Origin of the sequence: Mesobacillus selenatarsenatis SF-1, from assembly GCF_000813125.1 — a bacterium.
Taxonomy (GTDB): domain Bacteria; phylum Bacillota; class Bacilli; order Bacillales; family Cytobacillaceae; genus Mesobacillus; species Mesobacillus selenatarsenatis.
In genome coordinates, this window is the sequence record NZ_BASE01000102.1 from 1 (window position 1) to 15481 (window position 15481).

Annotated in this window: 17 protein-coding genes; 12 read left to right on the forward strand and 5 right to left on the reverse strand. The window is 43.8% G+C overall.

Translation table 11 applies throughout. The features are described 5' to 3' along the window. Positions 1–85: 85 nt before the first annotated feature. The gene (locus TY49_RS19535; protein ID WP_041967587.1) at positions 86–1072 is read right to left on the reverse strand and encodes a metal-dependent hydrolase; all 987 of its coding nucleotides are present in this window, start codon (positions 1070–1072) and stop codon (positions 86–88) included. Positions 1073–1212: 140 nt separating this feature from the next. Between TY49_RS19535 and TY49_RS19540 the strand changes: the two genes are divergently transcribed. Both TY49_RS19540 and mutY read left to right on the forward strand, forming a co-directional pair. After that, on the forward strand, positions 1213–1509 hold the full coding sequence (locus TY49_RS19540; RefSeq protein ID WP_052442242.1) for a hypothetical protein: 297 nt from the start codon (positions 1213–1215) through the stop codon (positions 1507–1509). Positions 1510–1590: 81 nt separating this feature from the next. Next, positions 1591–2670, forward strand: coding sequence for an A/G-specific adenine glycosylase (gene mutY / locus TY49_RS19545; RefSeq protein WP_041967615.1), 1080 nt, complete (start codon positions 1591–1593; stop codon positions 2668–2670). A gap of 21 nt (positions 2671–2691) precedes the next feature. On the opposite strand, the gene yfhS is transcribed toward mutY, so the two are convergent. After that, on the reverse strand, positions 2692–2916 hold the full coding sequence (yfhS, locus tag TY49_RS19550; RefSeq protein WP_041967588.1) for a mother cell protein YfhS: 225 nt from the start codon (positions 2914–2916) through the stop codon (positions 2692–2694). Between the two features lie 343 nt (positions 2917–3259). Between yfhS and fabL the strand changes: the two genes are divergently transcribed. The 4 genes from fabL (at position 3260) to ntdP (ending at position 5520) form a co-directional block, all read left to right on the forward strand. Next, positions 3260–4009 (forward strand): enoyl-[acyl-carrier-protein] reductase FabL, encoded by a 750-nt coding sequence (gene fabL / locus TY49_RS19555; RefSeq protein WP_041967589.1) that lies wholly within the window; start codon positions 3260–3262, stop codon positions 4007–4009. A gap of 86 nt (positions 4010–4095) precedes the next feature. Continuing rightward, the gene (locus TY49_RS19560) at positions 4096–4290 is read left to right on the forward strand and encodes a gamma-type small acid-soluble spore protein (protein ID WP_041967590.1); all 195 of its coding nucleotides are present in this window, start codon (positions 4096–4098) and stop codon (positions 4288–4290) included. Positions 4291–4497: 207 nt separating this feature from the next. Further along, positions 4498–4752, forward strand: coding sequence for a YgaB family protein (locus TY49_RS19565; RefSeq protein WP_041967591.1), 255 nt, complete (start codon positions 4498–4500; stop codon positions 4750–4752). 237 nt (positions 4753–4989) lie between these two features. Further along, positions 4990–5520 carry a nucleoside tri-diphosphate phosphatase gene (gene ntdP / locus TY49_RS19570; protein WP_041967592.1) on the forward strand — a complete coding sequence of 177 codons (531 nt, stop codon included), beginning with the start codon at positions 4990–4992 and terminating at the stop codon, positions 5518–5520. Between the two features lie 77 nt (positions 5521–5597). On the opposite strand, the gene TY49_RS19575 is transcribed toward ntdP, so the two are convergent. Next, positions 5598–5813 (reverse strand): hypothetical protein, encoded by a 216-nt coding sequence (locus TY49_RS19575; protein WP_041967593.1) that lies wholly within the window; start codon positions 5811–5813, stop codon positions 5598–5600. Positions 5814–5909: 96 nt separating this feature from the next. Between TY49_RS19575 and TY49_RS19580 the strand changes: the two genes are divergently transcribed. The 4 genes from TY49_RS19580 to TY49_RS19595 all read left to right on the forward strand — a co-directional run bounded on the left by TY49_RS19580 (position 5910) and on the right by TY49_RS19595 (position 11651). Beyond that, a complete protein-coding gene (locus TY49_RS19580) occupies positions 5910–7658 on the forward strand; it encodes an ABC transporter ATP-binding protein (RefSeq protein WP_041967594.1) in 1749 nt (582 codons plus the stop codon). 325 nt (positions 7659–7983) lie between these two features. Then, positions 7984–8997: an ABC transporter ATP-binding protein gene (locus TY49_RS19585; RefSeq protein ID WP_041967595.1), complete on the forward strand. Its 1014-nt coding sequence runs from the start codon at positions 7984–7986 to the stop codon at positions 8995–8997. Further along, positions 8972–9937 (forward strand): ABC transporter ATP-binding protein, encoded by a 966-nt coding sequence (locus tag TY49_RS19590; RefSeq protein WP_041967596.1) that lies wholly within the window; start codon positions 8972–8974, stop codon positions 9935–9937. The genes TY49_RS19585 and TY49_RS19590 overlap by 26 nt, the downstream gene beginning before the upstream one ends. A 112-nt stretch (positions 9938–10049) precedes the next feature. After that, positions 10050–11651 carry an ABC transporter substrate-binding protein gene (locus TY49_RS19595; RefSeq protein ID WP_041967597.1) on the forward strand — a complete coding sequence of 534 codons (1602 nt, stop codon included), beginning with the start codon at positions 10050–10052 and terminating at the stop codon, positions 11649–11651. Between the two features lie 63 nt (positions 11652–11714). Here the strand turns inward: TY49_RS19595 and TY49_RS19600 are convergent, their stop codons facing one another. Then, the gene (locus TY49_RS19600) at positions 11715–11915 is read right to left on the reverse strand and encodes a hypothetical protein (RefSeq protein WP_041967598.1); all 201 of its coding nucleotides are present in this window, start codon (positions 11913–11915) and stop codon (positions 11715–11717) included. Between the two features lie 72 nt (positions 11916–11987). On the opposite strand from TY49_RS19600, the gene TY49_RS19605 reads away from it, so the two are divergent. Together TY49_RS19605 and TY49_RS19610 are read left to right on the forward strand one after the other, a co-directional pair. After that, positions 11988–12992 carry an ABC transporter permease gene (locus TY49_RS19605; RefSeq protein WP_041967599.1) on the forward strand — a complete coding sequence of 335 codons (1005 nt, stop codon included), beginning with the start codon at positions 11988–11990 and terminating at the stop codon, positions 12990–12992. A 17-nt stretch (positions 12993–13009) separates the two neighbouring features. Further along, complete coding sequence (locus tag TY49_RS19610; RefSeq protein ID WP_041967600.1) at positions 13010–13909, forward strand: ABC transporter permease; 900 nt, start codon at positions 13010–13012, stop codon at positions 13907–13909. A gap of 41 nt (positions 13910–13950) precedes the next feature. Here TY49_RS19610 and TY49_RS19615 read toward each other — a convergent pair whose 3' ends face one another. After that, positions 13951–15033: an FUSC family protein gene (locus tag TY49_RS19615; protein ID WP_041967601.1), complete on the reverse strand. Its 1083-nt coding sequence runs from the start codon at positions 15031–15033 to the stop codon at positions 13951–13953. Positions 15034–15481: the final 448 nt, after the last annotated feature.

Here is a 15481-nt window from a genome sequence, read left to right on the forward strand (position 1 = left end):
TTTTAAATAAAGTAACTACCAGAATCCAACCCTCCATACTTCTGCTAAAAACTCGCATAAGAAAAACCGGGCAAAACACCCGGTCTTAACCTTCTCCAGGAAGGAACTCCAATTTCTTTCTTAATTTTTCTTCACTGTAAATCCATCCAGTATAGGAGCTGAGGACTTCCAGATCCTTGCTGAGATTCACGACAGCGACGAATGGATAATGCCCGTTGCTGCGGTAGCGCAGGTCAATGAACCTGACTTCGTAATAGTCATCATATTCATCGCATTCCCAGCGGTAGACTGGTGAGAAAGACAGGAACGCTGACAGGTTCTTGTCTTTTTTTGCTGCTTCCAAGACTGCAGTTTCCGGGACAGGTACACGATTGAATTGATCGAGTATCCTAACATGATGCTTGTGCCCGCGTCCGACAAAGAACTGGTGATTATTCATCACAGCCACTCGCCAATGATTGAATTTCATTGTTGGGGCGATGATGATCTCTGTAGCATCCGGAACAATATTTTCAACTGCTCGTTTGATACGATGCTTCATGATAAAGCGATAAATATAGTAGAGCACCAGGATTGCATAGATCGTTAAAAAAGTATATCCAGGGTGATATCCAAATGCCCAGAGGAACAAACCGACGACATGAAGCGCAAAAATAATCGGGTCAAATGTATTGATTATCCCCAGGGCGACCCATTTCGACGAAAAAGGACGCAATGCCTGTGTCCCATAAGCATTGAAAATGTCGACAAAAACATGAAGGAAAACAGCAATAAATGTCCAAATCCATAAATGCAGCAAATTTGCTTCTGGGTAGAAAAAGTAGATTGTCCCAGAAATAAGCAGCGGCCACAGGAGGACTGCTGGAATCGAATGGGTAATGCCGCGGTGGTTCCGTATATAGACAGCATTATTCCTCAACTTCAAAACAGTATCGATATCAGGGATTTGCGAGCCCACAAGTGTAGCAATCAGCACGCTTGATGCAGTGGCGGTGCTTCCGCTGACAGCAGGATCAAGCGTGGCTAACCCGCCAAGAGCGAATCCCATCACAACATGGGTTCCAGTATCCATGGGAACATCCTCCTTTTTAAAAGATCTCTGTAACGCATAACCAACGTTTGGCAGGTAAAAGTCCTTGTCACAATACGAAGAATAGTTTACGTTTAAAGGGCTGTTTCAATCAGCCCCTTCACGAAAAGGAGCTGAGAAAATTGATACAGATGATCGTACAGTATGAAGTAAAACAAAATCTGCTTAGCCAATACCATGAGACAATCGATATAATCTCTTCAATGCTTCCTGATTTTGAAGCAGATATGTTTTCATGCAGCCAGTCGGAAGAACGAAATATTTTTATTGAGTCATTCTATGTCCCGACTGAAGCCCATTACCATGCCTTGAAAAAAATGCGGCTATCGCGAAACCATTCGGTCTTCGGCATCCTTGAAGACTTTGTTCCGGGCGGATTGGAACGAATAGGTTTCATGGCTATTAAGCAGAAGCGTTAATATTATATTCCCAAATTTCCGGAAAGTTTAACACCTGGAGGAACGAAAGTGGCAACTGACATCAAGAAATGTATAGATAATATGGATATAAAATCCTTTCAGGATGACTTGATAGGATGGTTTGTAAGTGAGCAGCGAGAACTGCCATGGAGAAAGGACCAGGATCCTTATAAAGTGTGGGTATCAGAAATCATGCTCCAACAAACAAGAGTAGATACTGTCATCCCTTATTTTAATCGATTTTTGGAAAATTTTCCAACGATAGAGGCACTGGCTTACGCTGATGAAGAAAAAGTACTTAAAGCATGGGAAGGACTCGGTTATTATTCCCGTGTTCGTAATTTACAATCCGCTGTTAAAGAAGTAAATGAAAAATACTCCGGAAGAGTCCCAGATTCTCCAAAAGAGATTTCGGCTTTAAAAGGGGTTGGCCCATACACTGCCGGAGCGATCTTGAGTATTGCCTATGGAAAACCTGAGCCTGCGGTCGATGGAAATGTCATGAGGGTATTATCCCGGATTTTGTTGATATGGGAGGATATCGCCAGACCTGCGTCACGTAAAATTTTTGAAACCGCAGTGAGGGAATTGATATCACACGAAAACCCCTCCTATTTCAATCAGGCATTAATGGAGCTTGGAGCATTAATCTGCACCCCGACCTCTCCTTCCTGCCTGCTTTGTCCGGTCAGGGAACACTGCGAGGCATTCCATGAAGGAGTGCAAAATGAATTGCCGGTAAAAACCAAGAAGAAAAAGCAGAAAAATGTACAGCTTGCTGCCGGGATTTTCAGTGATGGTGAAGGAAGGATCCTAATACGGAAAAGACCTGGAACCGGCTTGCTGGCGAATTTGTGGGAGTTCCCGACTGTTGAGTTGAGCCTCGACTTCCAGAGACAAAGAGATCAGCTGGCTGAGCATTTTGAAGAGAACTATAGCTTAGCACCGAAGATAGGTGATTCCATAGGCGAAATCGACCATGTATTTTCGCATTTGGTATGGAACATACAGGTATTCAGCGGACAAATTACGGGCGAAATCTCCGAGACACCACAGCTAAAATTGGTTACCGAGAAGGAAATCAAAGAGTTTGCCTTTCCGGTACCATACCAAAAAATGCTGAAGCAGTATCTGGAATATAAAAAGGCTGACCAACCATAGGGGTTGGCAGCCTTTTCCATATCAATCGTAGCTTACTTTTGTTCCATGCGTATAATCGGCTTCTCCGCGGTTCAAACCGCCCCGGCTTTCGATTTCTTCAACGATTTCCCTGTGGATTGTCTGTCCTTCGGCATTCAGGTAAGGGACCATTTGCTGGAGAGAATGATGGAAAAAGGCAAGCTCGCTATCCTTCCAATCAGTTTTGGACATCATTGATAATTCAGTCATATCTCGGCCTACATACATCAGGAATCATCCTTTCGTAAGAGTATCAATCTAAAGAATAGTGTTTTCAGTACGGGAGTTTTTTATTTAGACTCTTTTCGTAAACTCTGTGGCTTTCACGATTACGAGTAAAAACCGGCTCCTGGGTTTTTACGATTTTTAATTCATTCTCTGTTTGGACGTCTCCTCGAAAAGAGCCCTGATCCCCACAAAATAAACAATCAATACGAAAATCACCTTGATTGAAGAACTCAATAACAGCGTCAAGGAACATATCCTTATTGTCATATATACCTGGACAGGCTAAAATGAAACAAAATTAAGGTTCTTTTTTAGCGAGAACTGAATAGAAAGGGATTTTCACATGACACAAAAAGTTGCACTTATTACCGGAAGCAGCCGGGGGATCGGGAAAGCGGCAGCCATCAGGCTCGCAAAAGAAGGATATGACATCGTCGTCAATTATGCTCGCAGCAAAAAGGCAGCCCAGGAAACAGCAGAGGAAATCGAAGCTCTTGGCAGGAAAGTCCTTGTCGTTAAGGCGAATGTGGGGGATGTCAGCAAAATCAAAGCAATGTTCGAACAAATCGACGCGGAATTCGGAAGGCTCGATATCTTCGTTAACAACGCAGCTTCAGGCGTGCTGCGACCGGCGATGGAGCTTGAGGAATCACATTGGGATTGGACGATGAACATCAATAGTAAAGCGCTATTGTTCTGTGCCCAGGAAGCGGCTAAACTGATGGAGAGGAATGGCGGCGGTAAAATTGTCAGCATCAGTTCACTAGGCTCGATTCGATACTTGGAGAACTATACAACGGTAGGAGTTTCCAAGGCGGCCCTGGAAGCATTGACCCGTTATCTAGCTGTCGAACTTGCCCGGAAAAATATCGTGGTCAACGCCGTATCAGGCGGGGCGGTCGATACAGAAGCACTTACACACTTCCCTAATAGGGAGGAATTACTTGCAGAGGCAAGAGAGAAAACCCCTGCTGGAAGAATGGTCGAAATAGACGATATGATCAATGCCATCATGTTCCTGCTGAAGGATGAATCCAGCATGATCCGCGGCCAGACGATCATCATCGATGGCGGTATCTCGTTGTTAGTGTAAAAATATTTATTGGATGAATTTGGTATAAAAAAGTCGGATAGCACCTCCTGCGGATGGTTAATCTATTATTCGTGGAGGTGATAACAATGGCAAAACAACCTAATCAATCTCAAGCTGGAACAAACATTCAGCAGGTGAGACAACAAAACGCTCAATCTGCTCAAGGCGGACAAGGCCAATACGGCACTGAATTCGCGAGCGAAACAAACGCTCAAGAAGTACGTCAGCAAAACCAGCAAGCTGAAGCTCGCAAAGGCCAAAACTCTGGCCAACAGAGCTAATATCACCTTAATGAAAGGCACTCTAATTCGTAGAGTGCCTTTTTCCATTGTTGCTGGAGAATGCCGGGAAGAAGCAGAAAGCACCTCGAAAAGGAACAGCAACACCTTTCGACAAAGGTTCCAATTCCTCTACATAACTAGTCAAAGGATTTTCACCCCCACCCAAGAATACATTTAAAAGATTAATTTTACAGGCGGTGGAAAAGTATGGATAAATTTAACGAATTGGTTTCTACACAAATGCAAACGATGGAAAAGCTTCTATATCTGCAGTCTGAATTGGAAAGATGCCAGGAGATTGAAAAGCAGCTGGATGCTCTTAAGCAAAGTGCTGAATTAGAAGATCTTCGTATGGAGATTGACCGAAAAAAGCTGGATTTGAAGGAAATCCACCAGATGTTCGAAAAGCAGACGGAGGAAGTCATCCATACGTATCAACAGCTTGCCGTCAGTTATCGTTAAAAGTGGTTCTTGCAAATCAATGAAATATAAAAAAGTGAATTTTTATAAAAATTTAGGCAAATTTATTGGGCGATCGAGGAAATCGGTGGCTCTTTTGTTTTAAATTCTCTCGTTAACCGTTATAATAATAAAAAATAGGAATCGTTCTTTGTTGCCTTTTGTCGTTTTGAAGAATTTAGATAAATATACATTAATAGGTTGCAAAGTTTCCGGGAAAGGAAAGTAGGGGAGAAGAACATGGGCGTACCCACAGAAGGTGAACCGATCCAAATCCATAGTTATAAGCATAATGGGCACATCCATCGAGTCTGGGAAGAAACCACCGTCTTAAAAGGAACGCAAAATCTTGTGATTGGCGGGAATGATCGGACAGTCGTGACTGAGTCAGACGGCAGAACTTGGATTACGAGAGAGCCTGCAATCTGTTACTTCCACTCTCAGCTATGGTTCAACGTTATAGGCATGATACGGGAAGATGGCGTGTATTACTACTGCAATATTAGTTCTCCATTTATTTTTGATGGTGAAGCGCTGAAATATATTGACTATGATCTCGATATTAAAGTTTTTCCTGATATGACGTTTAATCTGCTCGATGAAGATGAATATGAACGCCATCGAAAAGAAATGCAATACCCTGATGTGATCGATAAGATTTTGAAATACAATGTTGAAAAGCTCAAACGCTGGATCAGGCAGAGGAAGGGTCCATTTGCTCCGGATTTCATCGACATTTATTATGAACGGTATTTAACATATCGTCGTTAACCATACAGGGTAGACAAGCTTGAGCCTGTTGATTCGATTCAACAGGTTTTTGTTACGTGTCTAGGAAGTATGATTCGTTATGGGAAATTATATGTAAATTTCTTAATCCAGCTCCAGCGCCTAGCCCCTCGAGTCGCTTGTCTAGTTTCGCCTCCTAGAAACTCCGAAACTTCAACTCCGCCGGCAGAAGCAAAAAGCGCTTCTTTGTCGGAGTCTCCAGTTTCTACGTTTCTGGACAGTCGGCTATACATTTCGATTTCGGTCCGCCCAATGAAGTCAAAGAGCGACTTCACTGGTCGGCCCTCCAGCGCTTTTCGGGGCTGACCAAGGCGCTTGCGCTTTTTGTTACGTCAACAGCAAGGCAAGGCTCCATAAGGGGGAACTATAAATTGGGCAGCATCCGCAGATACTTAAAATTCGTCAAACCATATAGGCTGCAAATCATTGGAACAATCATCATCGGTGTCCTTAAATTTGCGATTCCATTGTTGATTCCACTTTTAATCAAATTTGTCCTGGATGATGTTATCGGAAATGAAACACTGGATAAAGATGAAAAAATAGATAAACTGCTTTGGGTAATGGGCGTCATGATTGTTGTTTTTGTCGTGCTCAGGCCGCCAATCGAATACTATCGTCAATATTTTGCGCAGTGGACAGCGAGCAAAATTCTATATGACATAAGAGACAGACTGTTTACCCATATGCAGAGGCTCAGCTATAAATATTATTCCAATACAAGAGCGGGAGAGGTCATCTCAAGGATGATCAATGATGTCGAGCAAACAAAGACCTTTGTTGTTACTGGACTGATGAATCTTTGGCTTGACGTTGCTACGATAATGATAGCGGCTGCTATCATGTTCTCGATGGATGTCAAGCTTACATTTGTCTCATTGATCCTGTTTCCGTTTTACGCTTTTTCGGTAAAATTTTTCTTCGGGAATCTTCGGAAGCTGACGAGGGAACGTTCACAGGCACTCGCGGGGGTACAAAGCTATTTGCATGAGAGAGTGGCTGGAATCTCGGTCATCAAAAGCTTTGCGATTGAGGATTATGAACAAACACAGTTTGACCAGCAGAATAAAAACTTTTTAACAAAAGCGCTTGAGCATACAAGGTGGAATGCAAAAGCATTTGCGGTAGTCAATACGATTACTGATATAGCGCCACTGCTTGTTATTGGCTTTTCTGGTTATCAGGTTCTTCAAGACAATCTCACCATCGGGGAAATGGCCGCTTTCATCGCATATATCGACCGCCTTTATAACCCTCTGCGCAGGCTGGTCAATTCATCGACTACATTGACGCAGGCGATTGCATCAATGGACCGTGTTTTCGAATTCATGGATGAAAAATACGATATCAAGGATTCTCCTGATGCAATTGAGCTGAGAAAAGTGCACGGGGATATTTCTTTTAGAAGTGTAAGCTTCTCTTATGAGGAAGACGGGGAGACGGTACTTAAGAATTTGAATATCGAGGTTGAAAAGGGAGAAACGATTGCCCTGGTCGGAATGAGCGGTGGCGGAAAGTCTTCGTTTGTTAGCCTGATTCCTAGATTCTTCGATGTTACCGATGGCGAAATCCTTCTTGATGGGAAGGACATCCGTTCATTTAAAGTCCGTTCCCTGCGCGATAAAATCGGCATGGTTGCGCAGGATAATATTTTGTTCAGTGAATCGGTCAAATCGAATATCCTTTTAGGCAGGCCAGGGGCCAGTGATGAGGAAGTCATTCAAGCGGCCAGGGCAGCAAATGCTCATGATTTTATTATGAATCTGCCAGAAGGCTATGATACAAAAGTAGGGGAAAGGGGAGTCAAGCTTTCCGGGGGCCAAAAACAGCGTGTTGCCATCGCGCGCGTCTTCCTGAAGAATCCGCCGATCTTGATTCTGGATGAAGCAACATCAGCGCTTGATCTTGAAAGCGAGCATCTTATTCAGGAAGCAATAGAAAAGCTCGCAAAAGACAGGACAACCTTCGTTGTAGCACACCGTTTATCCACGATTACTCATGCCGACAGGATTGTCCTGATTGAGCACGGCGAAATCGTAGAAGACGGCAGCCATGATGAATTGATGGCAAAGCAGGGTGGCTATCATAGACTCTTCCAGGTACAGCAGCTTGAAAGTTAAATAATCTACAAGAAACCGAGGCATTTCGCTTCGGTTTTTATTTTGTCTATCGCTACATACCAATTCCCGGATTTTAGCCGGGGATTTTTTTTACAAACAAAACTTTATCACAAGAAAATCTTCATATTTCTAAAGTGTCATAATTTATCAGCTTTTGACATACAAATAGTACCAAGTGCCTAAAACTATTCAAAATTATTATTATATTTAAATAATTAAGAAAAATCAGTGGACTATCTCGGTGCATTTAATATAAAATGTTTTACACAGACATAAGTAATTTTTATTCAACAATAATATTTCGGTAATAGAAAGGAGTAGAAAAGTGGTACATGCTCCGGTTTTAGATGTGAAAAATTTAAAGACTTCATTTATCACAAAAGATGGTGAGGTTCCTGCAGTAGATGATGTCAGCTTTTCAGTTAACAAAGGAGAAATCCTCGGGATAGTAGGAGAATCGGGCAGCGGAAAAAGCGTTACTTCATTATCAATCATGAAGCTGATTCCTCAGCCTCCGGGAAAAATTGCTGGTGGAGAGATCCTTCTCAATGGCGAAGATTTGGTGCATGCTTCGGAAAAAAGAATGCGGGAAATCCGCGGAAATGATGTCGCGATGATCTTCCAGGAACCGATGACTTCGTTGAACCCATTATTCACAATTGGTGAACAGCTCGTGGAGGCTTTGAAAATACATAAGAAGCTGGGCAAAAAGGCTGCTTATCAGCAGGCTGTGGAGATGCTGAAGCTTGTAGGATTGCCAAGAGCAGAACAAATCATCAAGGAATATCCTCATCAGCTTTCTGGTGGAATGAGGCAGAGGGTCATGATTGCAATGGCTCTGAGCTGCCACCCGCGGGTGCTGATTGCTGATGAACCGACAACGGCGCTTGATGTGACCATCCAGGCGCAAATTCTCGCGTTGATGAAGGATTTGAACGTTAAGCTTGATACGGCGATTATCATGATCACCCATGACCTGGGAGTTGTCGCAGAGGTGTGCCAGCGTGTCGTTGTTATGTATGCCGGGAAAATCGTTGAGGAAGGGCTTGTAGAGGATATCTTCAAAAACCCGAAGCACCCTTATACTCTCGGATTACTTAAATCAATTCCTGATATCAGGGATAAACAGGAGCGCTTATACTCTATTCCCGGTAACGTCCCCAAGCCAGGTTCCATTAAGGTTGGCTGCAGGTTCGCCGCAAGATGCGAATTTGTCATGGACAGATGCCTGAGCGAAGATCCTGAACTCTATGAAACTGGCAGGCCAGGCCATACCGTACGCTGCCTGCTGCATGAGAAGGAGGGAGCAGCCAATGACAGAAGTACTGTTAAAAGTTGATGGATTGAAAAAATATTTCCCTATTACTGGCGGTATCTTTGGAAAACAGACGGGTGCTGTGAAAGCTGTCGATGATATCAGCTTTTGGGTGAACAAGGGGGAAACACTTGGACTTGTTGGCGAGTCAGGTTGCGGCAAATCAACTACTGGAAGAATGCTGATGCGCCTGATCGACCCAACAGAAGGGCAAGTCGTTTTTGAAGGAAGGGATCTTGTCACTCTCTCGGACAACGATATGCGCAAGGCACGAAAGGATATGCAAATGGTCTTCCAGGATCCATTTGCATCACTGAATCCTCGACATACAGTCGAGAAAATCTTAGAGGAACCCCTGATTGTCCATGGAATCGGGACTAAGAAGGAACGCCAGCAGATGGTCAAGGAAATGCTTGAGGTAGTAGGCCTCAGCAGCTACCATGCCAAAAGGTATCCACACCAGTTCAGCGGAGGACAGCGTCAGCGAATTGGTATCGCTCGGGCGCTAATGACAAGGCCGAAGCTGATTATAGCCGATGAACCTGTTTCTGCACTTGATGTTTCCATTCAATCACAAGTATTGAATCTTCTGGAGGACCTGCAAAAGGAATTCCAGTTGACTTATATATTCATAGCCCATGACCTTGGAGTGGTAAGGCATATCAGTGACAGGGTTGGAGTCATGTATTTAGGAAGACTCGTAGAGATCACTGAAGCCGATAAGTTGTATGAAAAACCGCTCCATCCGTATACGAGGGCCTTGCTTTCAGCGGTACCGATCCCTGATCCTGATGTGAAAAGGGATCAGGAGCTTCTGACAGGGGATATTCCCAGCCCGGCGAATCCGCCACAGGGATGTGCCTTCCATACAAGATGCAAGGAATGTATGGATATCTGCAAGACTGATAGACCTGTATTGAAAGAAATTGAACCTGGTCATTTTGCTGCCTGCCACCTTTATTAATTTGGAATAGGATTTTATTCCAGATAGGAATGTATGCAGGATAAACAGCATAGATGATAGATATTATGGACTGGATATATAAAACCAGTCCGAAAAAACAAGGGGGAAGAATATGAAAAGGCGTTTTGGATTAATGTTTTTTGCTTTTATCCTTATCCTTAGCCTGGGGCTAGCCGGCTGCAATAATGAATCCGGCGGCAAGAAAACTGGCGGGGAGTCTGGTTCTGACGGCGGTTCATCGTCTGGCGGAACTCTTGTATTTGGGCGCGGCGGTGATTCAACATCGCTTGATCCAGCTGTGACTACTGAAGGGGAAGCTTTCAAAGTAACAAAGAACATCTATGAAACTCTCATCGAGTTCGGTGAGCAGGATACAGAAATTCACCCTGGACTTGCAGAAGACTGGGAAGAATCAGAAGATGGTTTGAAGCATACTCTGAAACTTCGTAAAGGTGTCAAGTTCCATGACGGCACAGATTTCAACGCTGAAGCTGTAGTCTTCAACTTCGAGCGCTGGAAAGCCGGTAATAAAGAACAATTCTACTACTATAACTCACAATTTGGTGACGTAATCAAGGAAGTTAAGGCAGTAGATGAGCATACAGTTGAATTCACATTGAACCGTATTCTTGCTCCATTCTACAAAAACCTTGCAATGTCTCCATTTGGGATCGCGAGCCCTGCTGCGATCGAAAAGCATGGTGATAAGTTCATTGAAAATCCAGTAGGAACTGGACCATTCAAGTTCAAGGAATGGAAGCGTAATGACAGGGTAACTCTTGTGAAAAATGAAGATTACTGGGAAGAAGGGCTTCCTAAGCTTGATGAAGTCATCTTCCGTGTTATTCCTGAAAACTCTGCACGTTTGAATGCGTTGAACACTGGTGAAGTAGACATTATTGATGGAGTGAACTTTAGTGATGTCGAGTCAATCGAAAGCAATGCTGACCTTCAGACATTCTATCGTCCTTCATTGAATGTTGCATACCTCGGATTGAACAATGAGCGCGGGCCAATGAAAGACAAAAAGGTTCGCCAGGCATTGAACTACGCGGTAAATAAGCAAGCGCTCATCGATGCTTTCTATGCTGGTGCTGCTGAGCCTGCGAAGAACCCAATGCCTAAATCGGTAGCTGGCTACAACGATGATGTGGAAGCATATGAATACGACCCAGAGAAGGCAAAGGAACTTCTTAAGGAAGCTGGATATGAAGATGGTTTTGAAATGGAACTATGGGCAATGCCAGTTGCAAGACCTTATATGCCAGACGGAAAGAAAGTTGCTGAAGCTCTTCAGAAAGACTTTGCTGAAGTAGGTGTAAAAGCAAAGATTGTTTCTTACGAGTGGGCAACATATCTTGAAAAAGCACGTACTGGTGAAGCAGACACATTCCTTCTAGGCTGGACTGGTGACAATGGTGACGCTGATAACTTCCTGTATGTCCTTTTAGACCAGGATAATATCGACAGCAATAACTACGCACGCTACGCTAACCAGGAAGTACATGATCTATTCATTAAGGCTCAGTCCACTAATGACCAGGCTGAACGTGAAAAATTGTATAAAGAAGCTCAATTGTTAATCAAGGAAGATGCTCCTTGGATTCCACTTGTCCACTCTGAGCCTGCACTTGCAGGAAGAGCAGACGTTACTGGCTTCAAGGCACATCCAACAGGATCTGACCTGCTTGCAACGGTTGAATTCAAAAAATAATGCATCAGGAAAAGGGAGAACATATGCATTCTCCCTTTTCTTTTGAAAAGAAAAAGTATTAAATCAATTTGAGTAATGTCTAGCTCCAGCGCCTAGCCCCTCGAGTCGCTTGTCTAGTTCGCCTCCTAGAAACTCCGAAACTTCGACTCCGTCGGCAGAAGCAAAAAGCGCTTCTTTGTCGGAGTCTCCAGTTCCTGTGTTTCTGGACAGTCGGCTATACATTTCGGTTTCGGTCCGCCCAATGAAGTCAAAGAACGACTTCACCGGTCGGCCCTCCAGCGCATGTCGGGGCTGACCAAGGCGCTTACGCTTTTCATCAAGAAATGAGGTGGGAAGGTGTTTGCCTATTCTGTCAGAAGGTTTTTTTCACTGATTCCTGTACTATTGGGTCTTTCACTTATTGTATTTTTTATGATCAGAGCAATCCCTGGCGATCCCGCCCAAGTCATTCTCGGGCAGCTGGCCACTAAAGAAGCAATTGCGGATTTAACGAGAGAACTGGGGCTTGACCAGCCTTGGTATGTACAATATTTTACATATCTTGGAGGGCTGCTGACCGGTGATTTAGGAGAATCTTTAAGGACGAAGTCAGCTATCAGCAGTGAAATCTGGCCATATCTTGCAGCAACAATGGAATTGTCTTTTGTTGCGATGCTAATTGCCATTGTTATTGGAGTAAATGCTGGAATCGTCAGTGCATGGTTCCAAAATTCCTGGTTTGATTACGGGGCAATGATCTTTGCGCTTATCGGTGTATCAATGCCAATTTTCTGGCTAGGTTTGATGGAACAGTGGCTGTTCGCCATCAACCTTGATATCCTCCCGACTTCAGGGCGTGAAGAAGTGCGGAATCCAGTAGATGCGATTACGAACTTTTATATCATTGATACCCTGATCCAGGGACGTACTGATCAGCTTGTCGACGTCCTGAAGCATCTGGTGCTGCCGGCAATGGCGCTGGCGACAATTCCGATGGCCATCATTGCGAGGATTACTCGTTCCACGATGCTTGAGGTGATGAGGTCTGATTTTATCAGGACGGCAAGGGCGAAGGGTTTGAGCATGTTCTGGGTTGTTTATAAGCACTCCCTTAAAAATGCGATCATCCCTGTGTTGACTATCATAGGCTTGCAGACGGGACTTCTGCTTGGCGGAGCGATCCTGACAGAGACAATTTTCAGTTGGCCGGGAATTGGGCGATATATCTACGAGGCAATCAATTATCGTGATTATCCGGTAATCCAATCTGGAATCCTGATTATTGCCCTGATTTTTGTAATGATCAACCTAGTAGTTGACCTATTGTACGCTGCAATTGATCCACGGATCAAATACCGTTGATGGAAGGGGAGAGACAGATGGAGATATCAACTCAAAAACAAATGCAGCCGCCAACCGTGCAGGTAGAGGAAAAAGTGGCGTCTCCCTGGGCAGAAGCATGGTATAGCTTTAAACAAAATAAATTGGCTTTAGTAGGGACAGTAATCGTTTTGTTCTTTATTTTACTGGCGATCTTTGCTCCTTTAATAGCACCAGAAGGAATCAACGACCAAAAAATGGAGGTCCGTCTCCAGGCACCTTCAGCAGATCACTGGTTCGGGACGGATGACTTTGGACGCGATATTCTTTCCAGAGTTATTTATGGTGCTCGAATTTCTTTATGGGTAGGAACCTTTGCGGTAATGGGATCGATCATCGTGGGATGCCTTCTCGGGATCCTTGCCGGTTATTATGGCAGATGGGTCGATACGATTATCTCAAGAACCTTTGATATTATGCTGGCATTCCCTAGTATCCTGTTGGCAATTGCGATTGTAGCGGTCCTCGGGCCATCGCTGCGGAATGCGCTGATTGCGATTGCGATCATTAATATACCGAACTTCGGAAGGCTGATCCGTTCAAGGGTACTCAGTGTTAAAGAAGAGGAATATATTATGGCCGCTAAGGCGATCGGGATGAAGGACAGAAGGATTTTGTTCCAGCACATCCTTCCCAACAGCATGGCGCCAATCATCGTCCAGGGTACACTGGCGATTGCGACGGCAATAATTGAGGCTGCTGCGCTGGGGTTCCTTGGGTTAGGTGCAGACGCGCCAAATCCTGAATGGGGAAAGATGCTGGCTGATGCGAAAGACTATATGATTCAGGCGCCATGGACCATGATATTCCCTGGCCTGGCAATCATGTTGACAGTATTGGGATTCAACCTGATGGGCGATGGACTCAGGGATGCATTGGATCCTAGAATGAAAAGTTAATGTAATGATATGAAAAAAAGCAGCTGATAACCCAGCTGCTTTTATATTTCTGTATGTTGTTCCATCGTCACATTGCTATCATCTTTATGGTAGGACTGGAAGCTGGTTACGAGGGTATCCAGGTGTTCGACCTGCTCTCCGTATTCCATGATGATCGACACGAGCTGCATGACATGATAGAGCATTTGACTGTTCGTTTGGGCCAGCTCATTTCTTTGCGCTAAAAATAGCTCAAACAGCTGCTCCTTGTTCAGGCAAACCTCACCCTCAATATAGGATGCTTCAGGCCTTACTTTCCCTACGTACTTAAGCATCACCTGCTCATGATGGTTGATCAGGCAATCCAGTTGGTGCTGGATGACTTCCTGGAATTCGACTGGAAGCTGGTTGAATTCATTTTCGTAGCGGTGAAGCCTTTTTAATGTTTCAAGTGATTTTTTTACGGTGTTGATCATCTGCCTGTAAATGACAAGCTTTCGTGATTTTGCAAGTGGGTTATTTTTAAAATAATCACGTTCTTCCTTATACATCATATACAACTGATCCAGCTTGATGATGCCTTCCCGAAGTTTCTCAATATCTGCCTTCAGGAGCTGATGCTCGGAAGCGTGCCGAGTGCTCAACCTGATCCACTTCGTAATTTCCTCTGATAAAATAGAACTCTTATAATACAGCTTATTTTCATACTTAGGCGGCAGGAACACGAGGTTCACAATGAATGCCGATACAACCCCAAGCATGATGGTCGAGAACCGGATCAGCGCGAACTGGATAAAATCGTCGCCAGGTGTCTCCATAATCGCAATCAATGTCACGAGGGACAGCGAAATTGTGTTTCCAAGTTTCAGCTTAAGGTTTAAAGTAATAACAAGTACCGCGGCAAGGCCGATAATGAAAATGCTGTTGCCGAACGCCATAACGAATAAAACAGCAGTAGCGGCCCCAATCAGATTCCCCTGTATATGTTCAATGATTGATTGATAAGAGCGGTATACAGTTGGCTGTAAGGCAAAAATCGCAGCAATTCCGGCAAATACCGGTGATGGAAGATCAAAAATATGCGATAAAAATAATGCAAGTGTAATGGCAATTCCCGTTTTCAGTATGCGGGCACCAAGTTTCATGGGAAGTGAATTCCTTTCATTCAGAGACAGAAAATCTCATTCATTAATTAATACTTTAAACCATTTTGTTTAAAACTAAACAATTATGTACTATACAACGGAAATCCAATAAGTTCAAGCGACAATTTAACGAAAAACAAGCCCGTTTTAAATGTAAGTGGTTACAAGTCTATTAGAACGGAATTCCACTTATTCCGGAATTATTGAAGGATTCTTGAACTGGGGGAATATATTCAATTCGGGCTTATAGAATCTGTCTATGAGCCCTTTTTCAGGATTAGACCTCAATTTGAGCTTATAGAATTCTCCTATGAGCCCTTTTTCATGATTGGACCTCAATTTGAGCTTATAGAATTCTCCTATGAGCCCTTTTTCATGATTGGACCTCACTTTTGACTAATAAAATCTTCATTAATTACTTTTTCCAGAGCGCCTGGATCGAAAATCT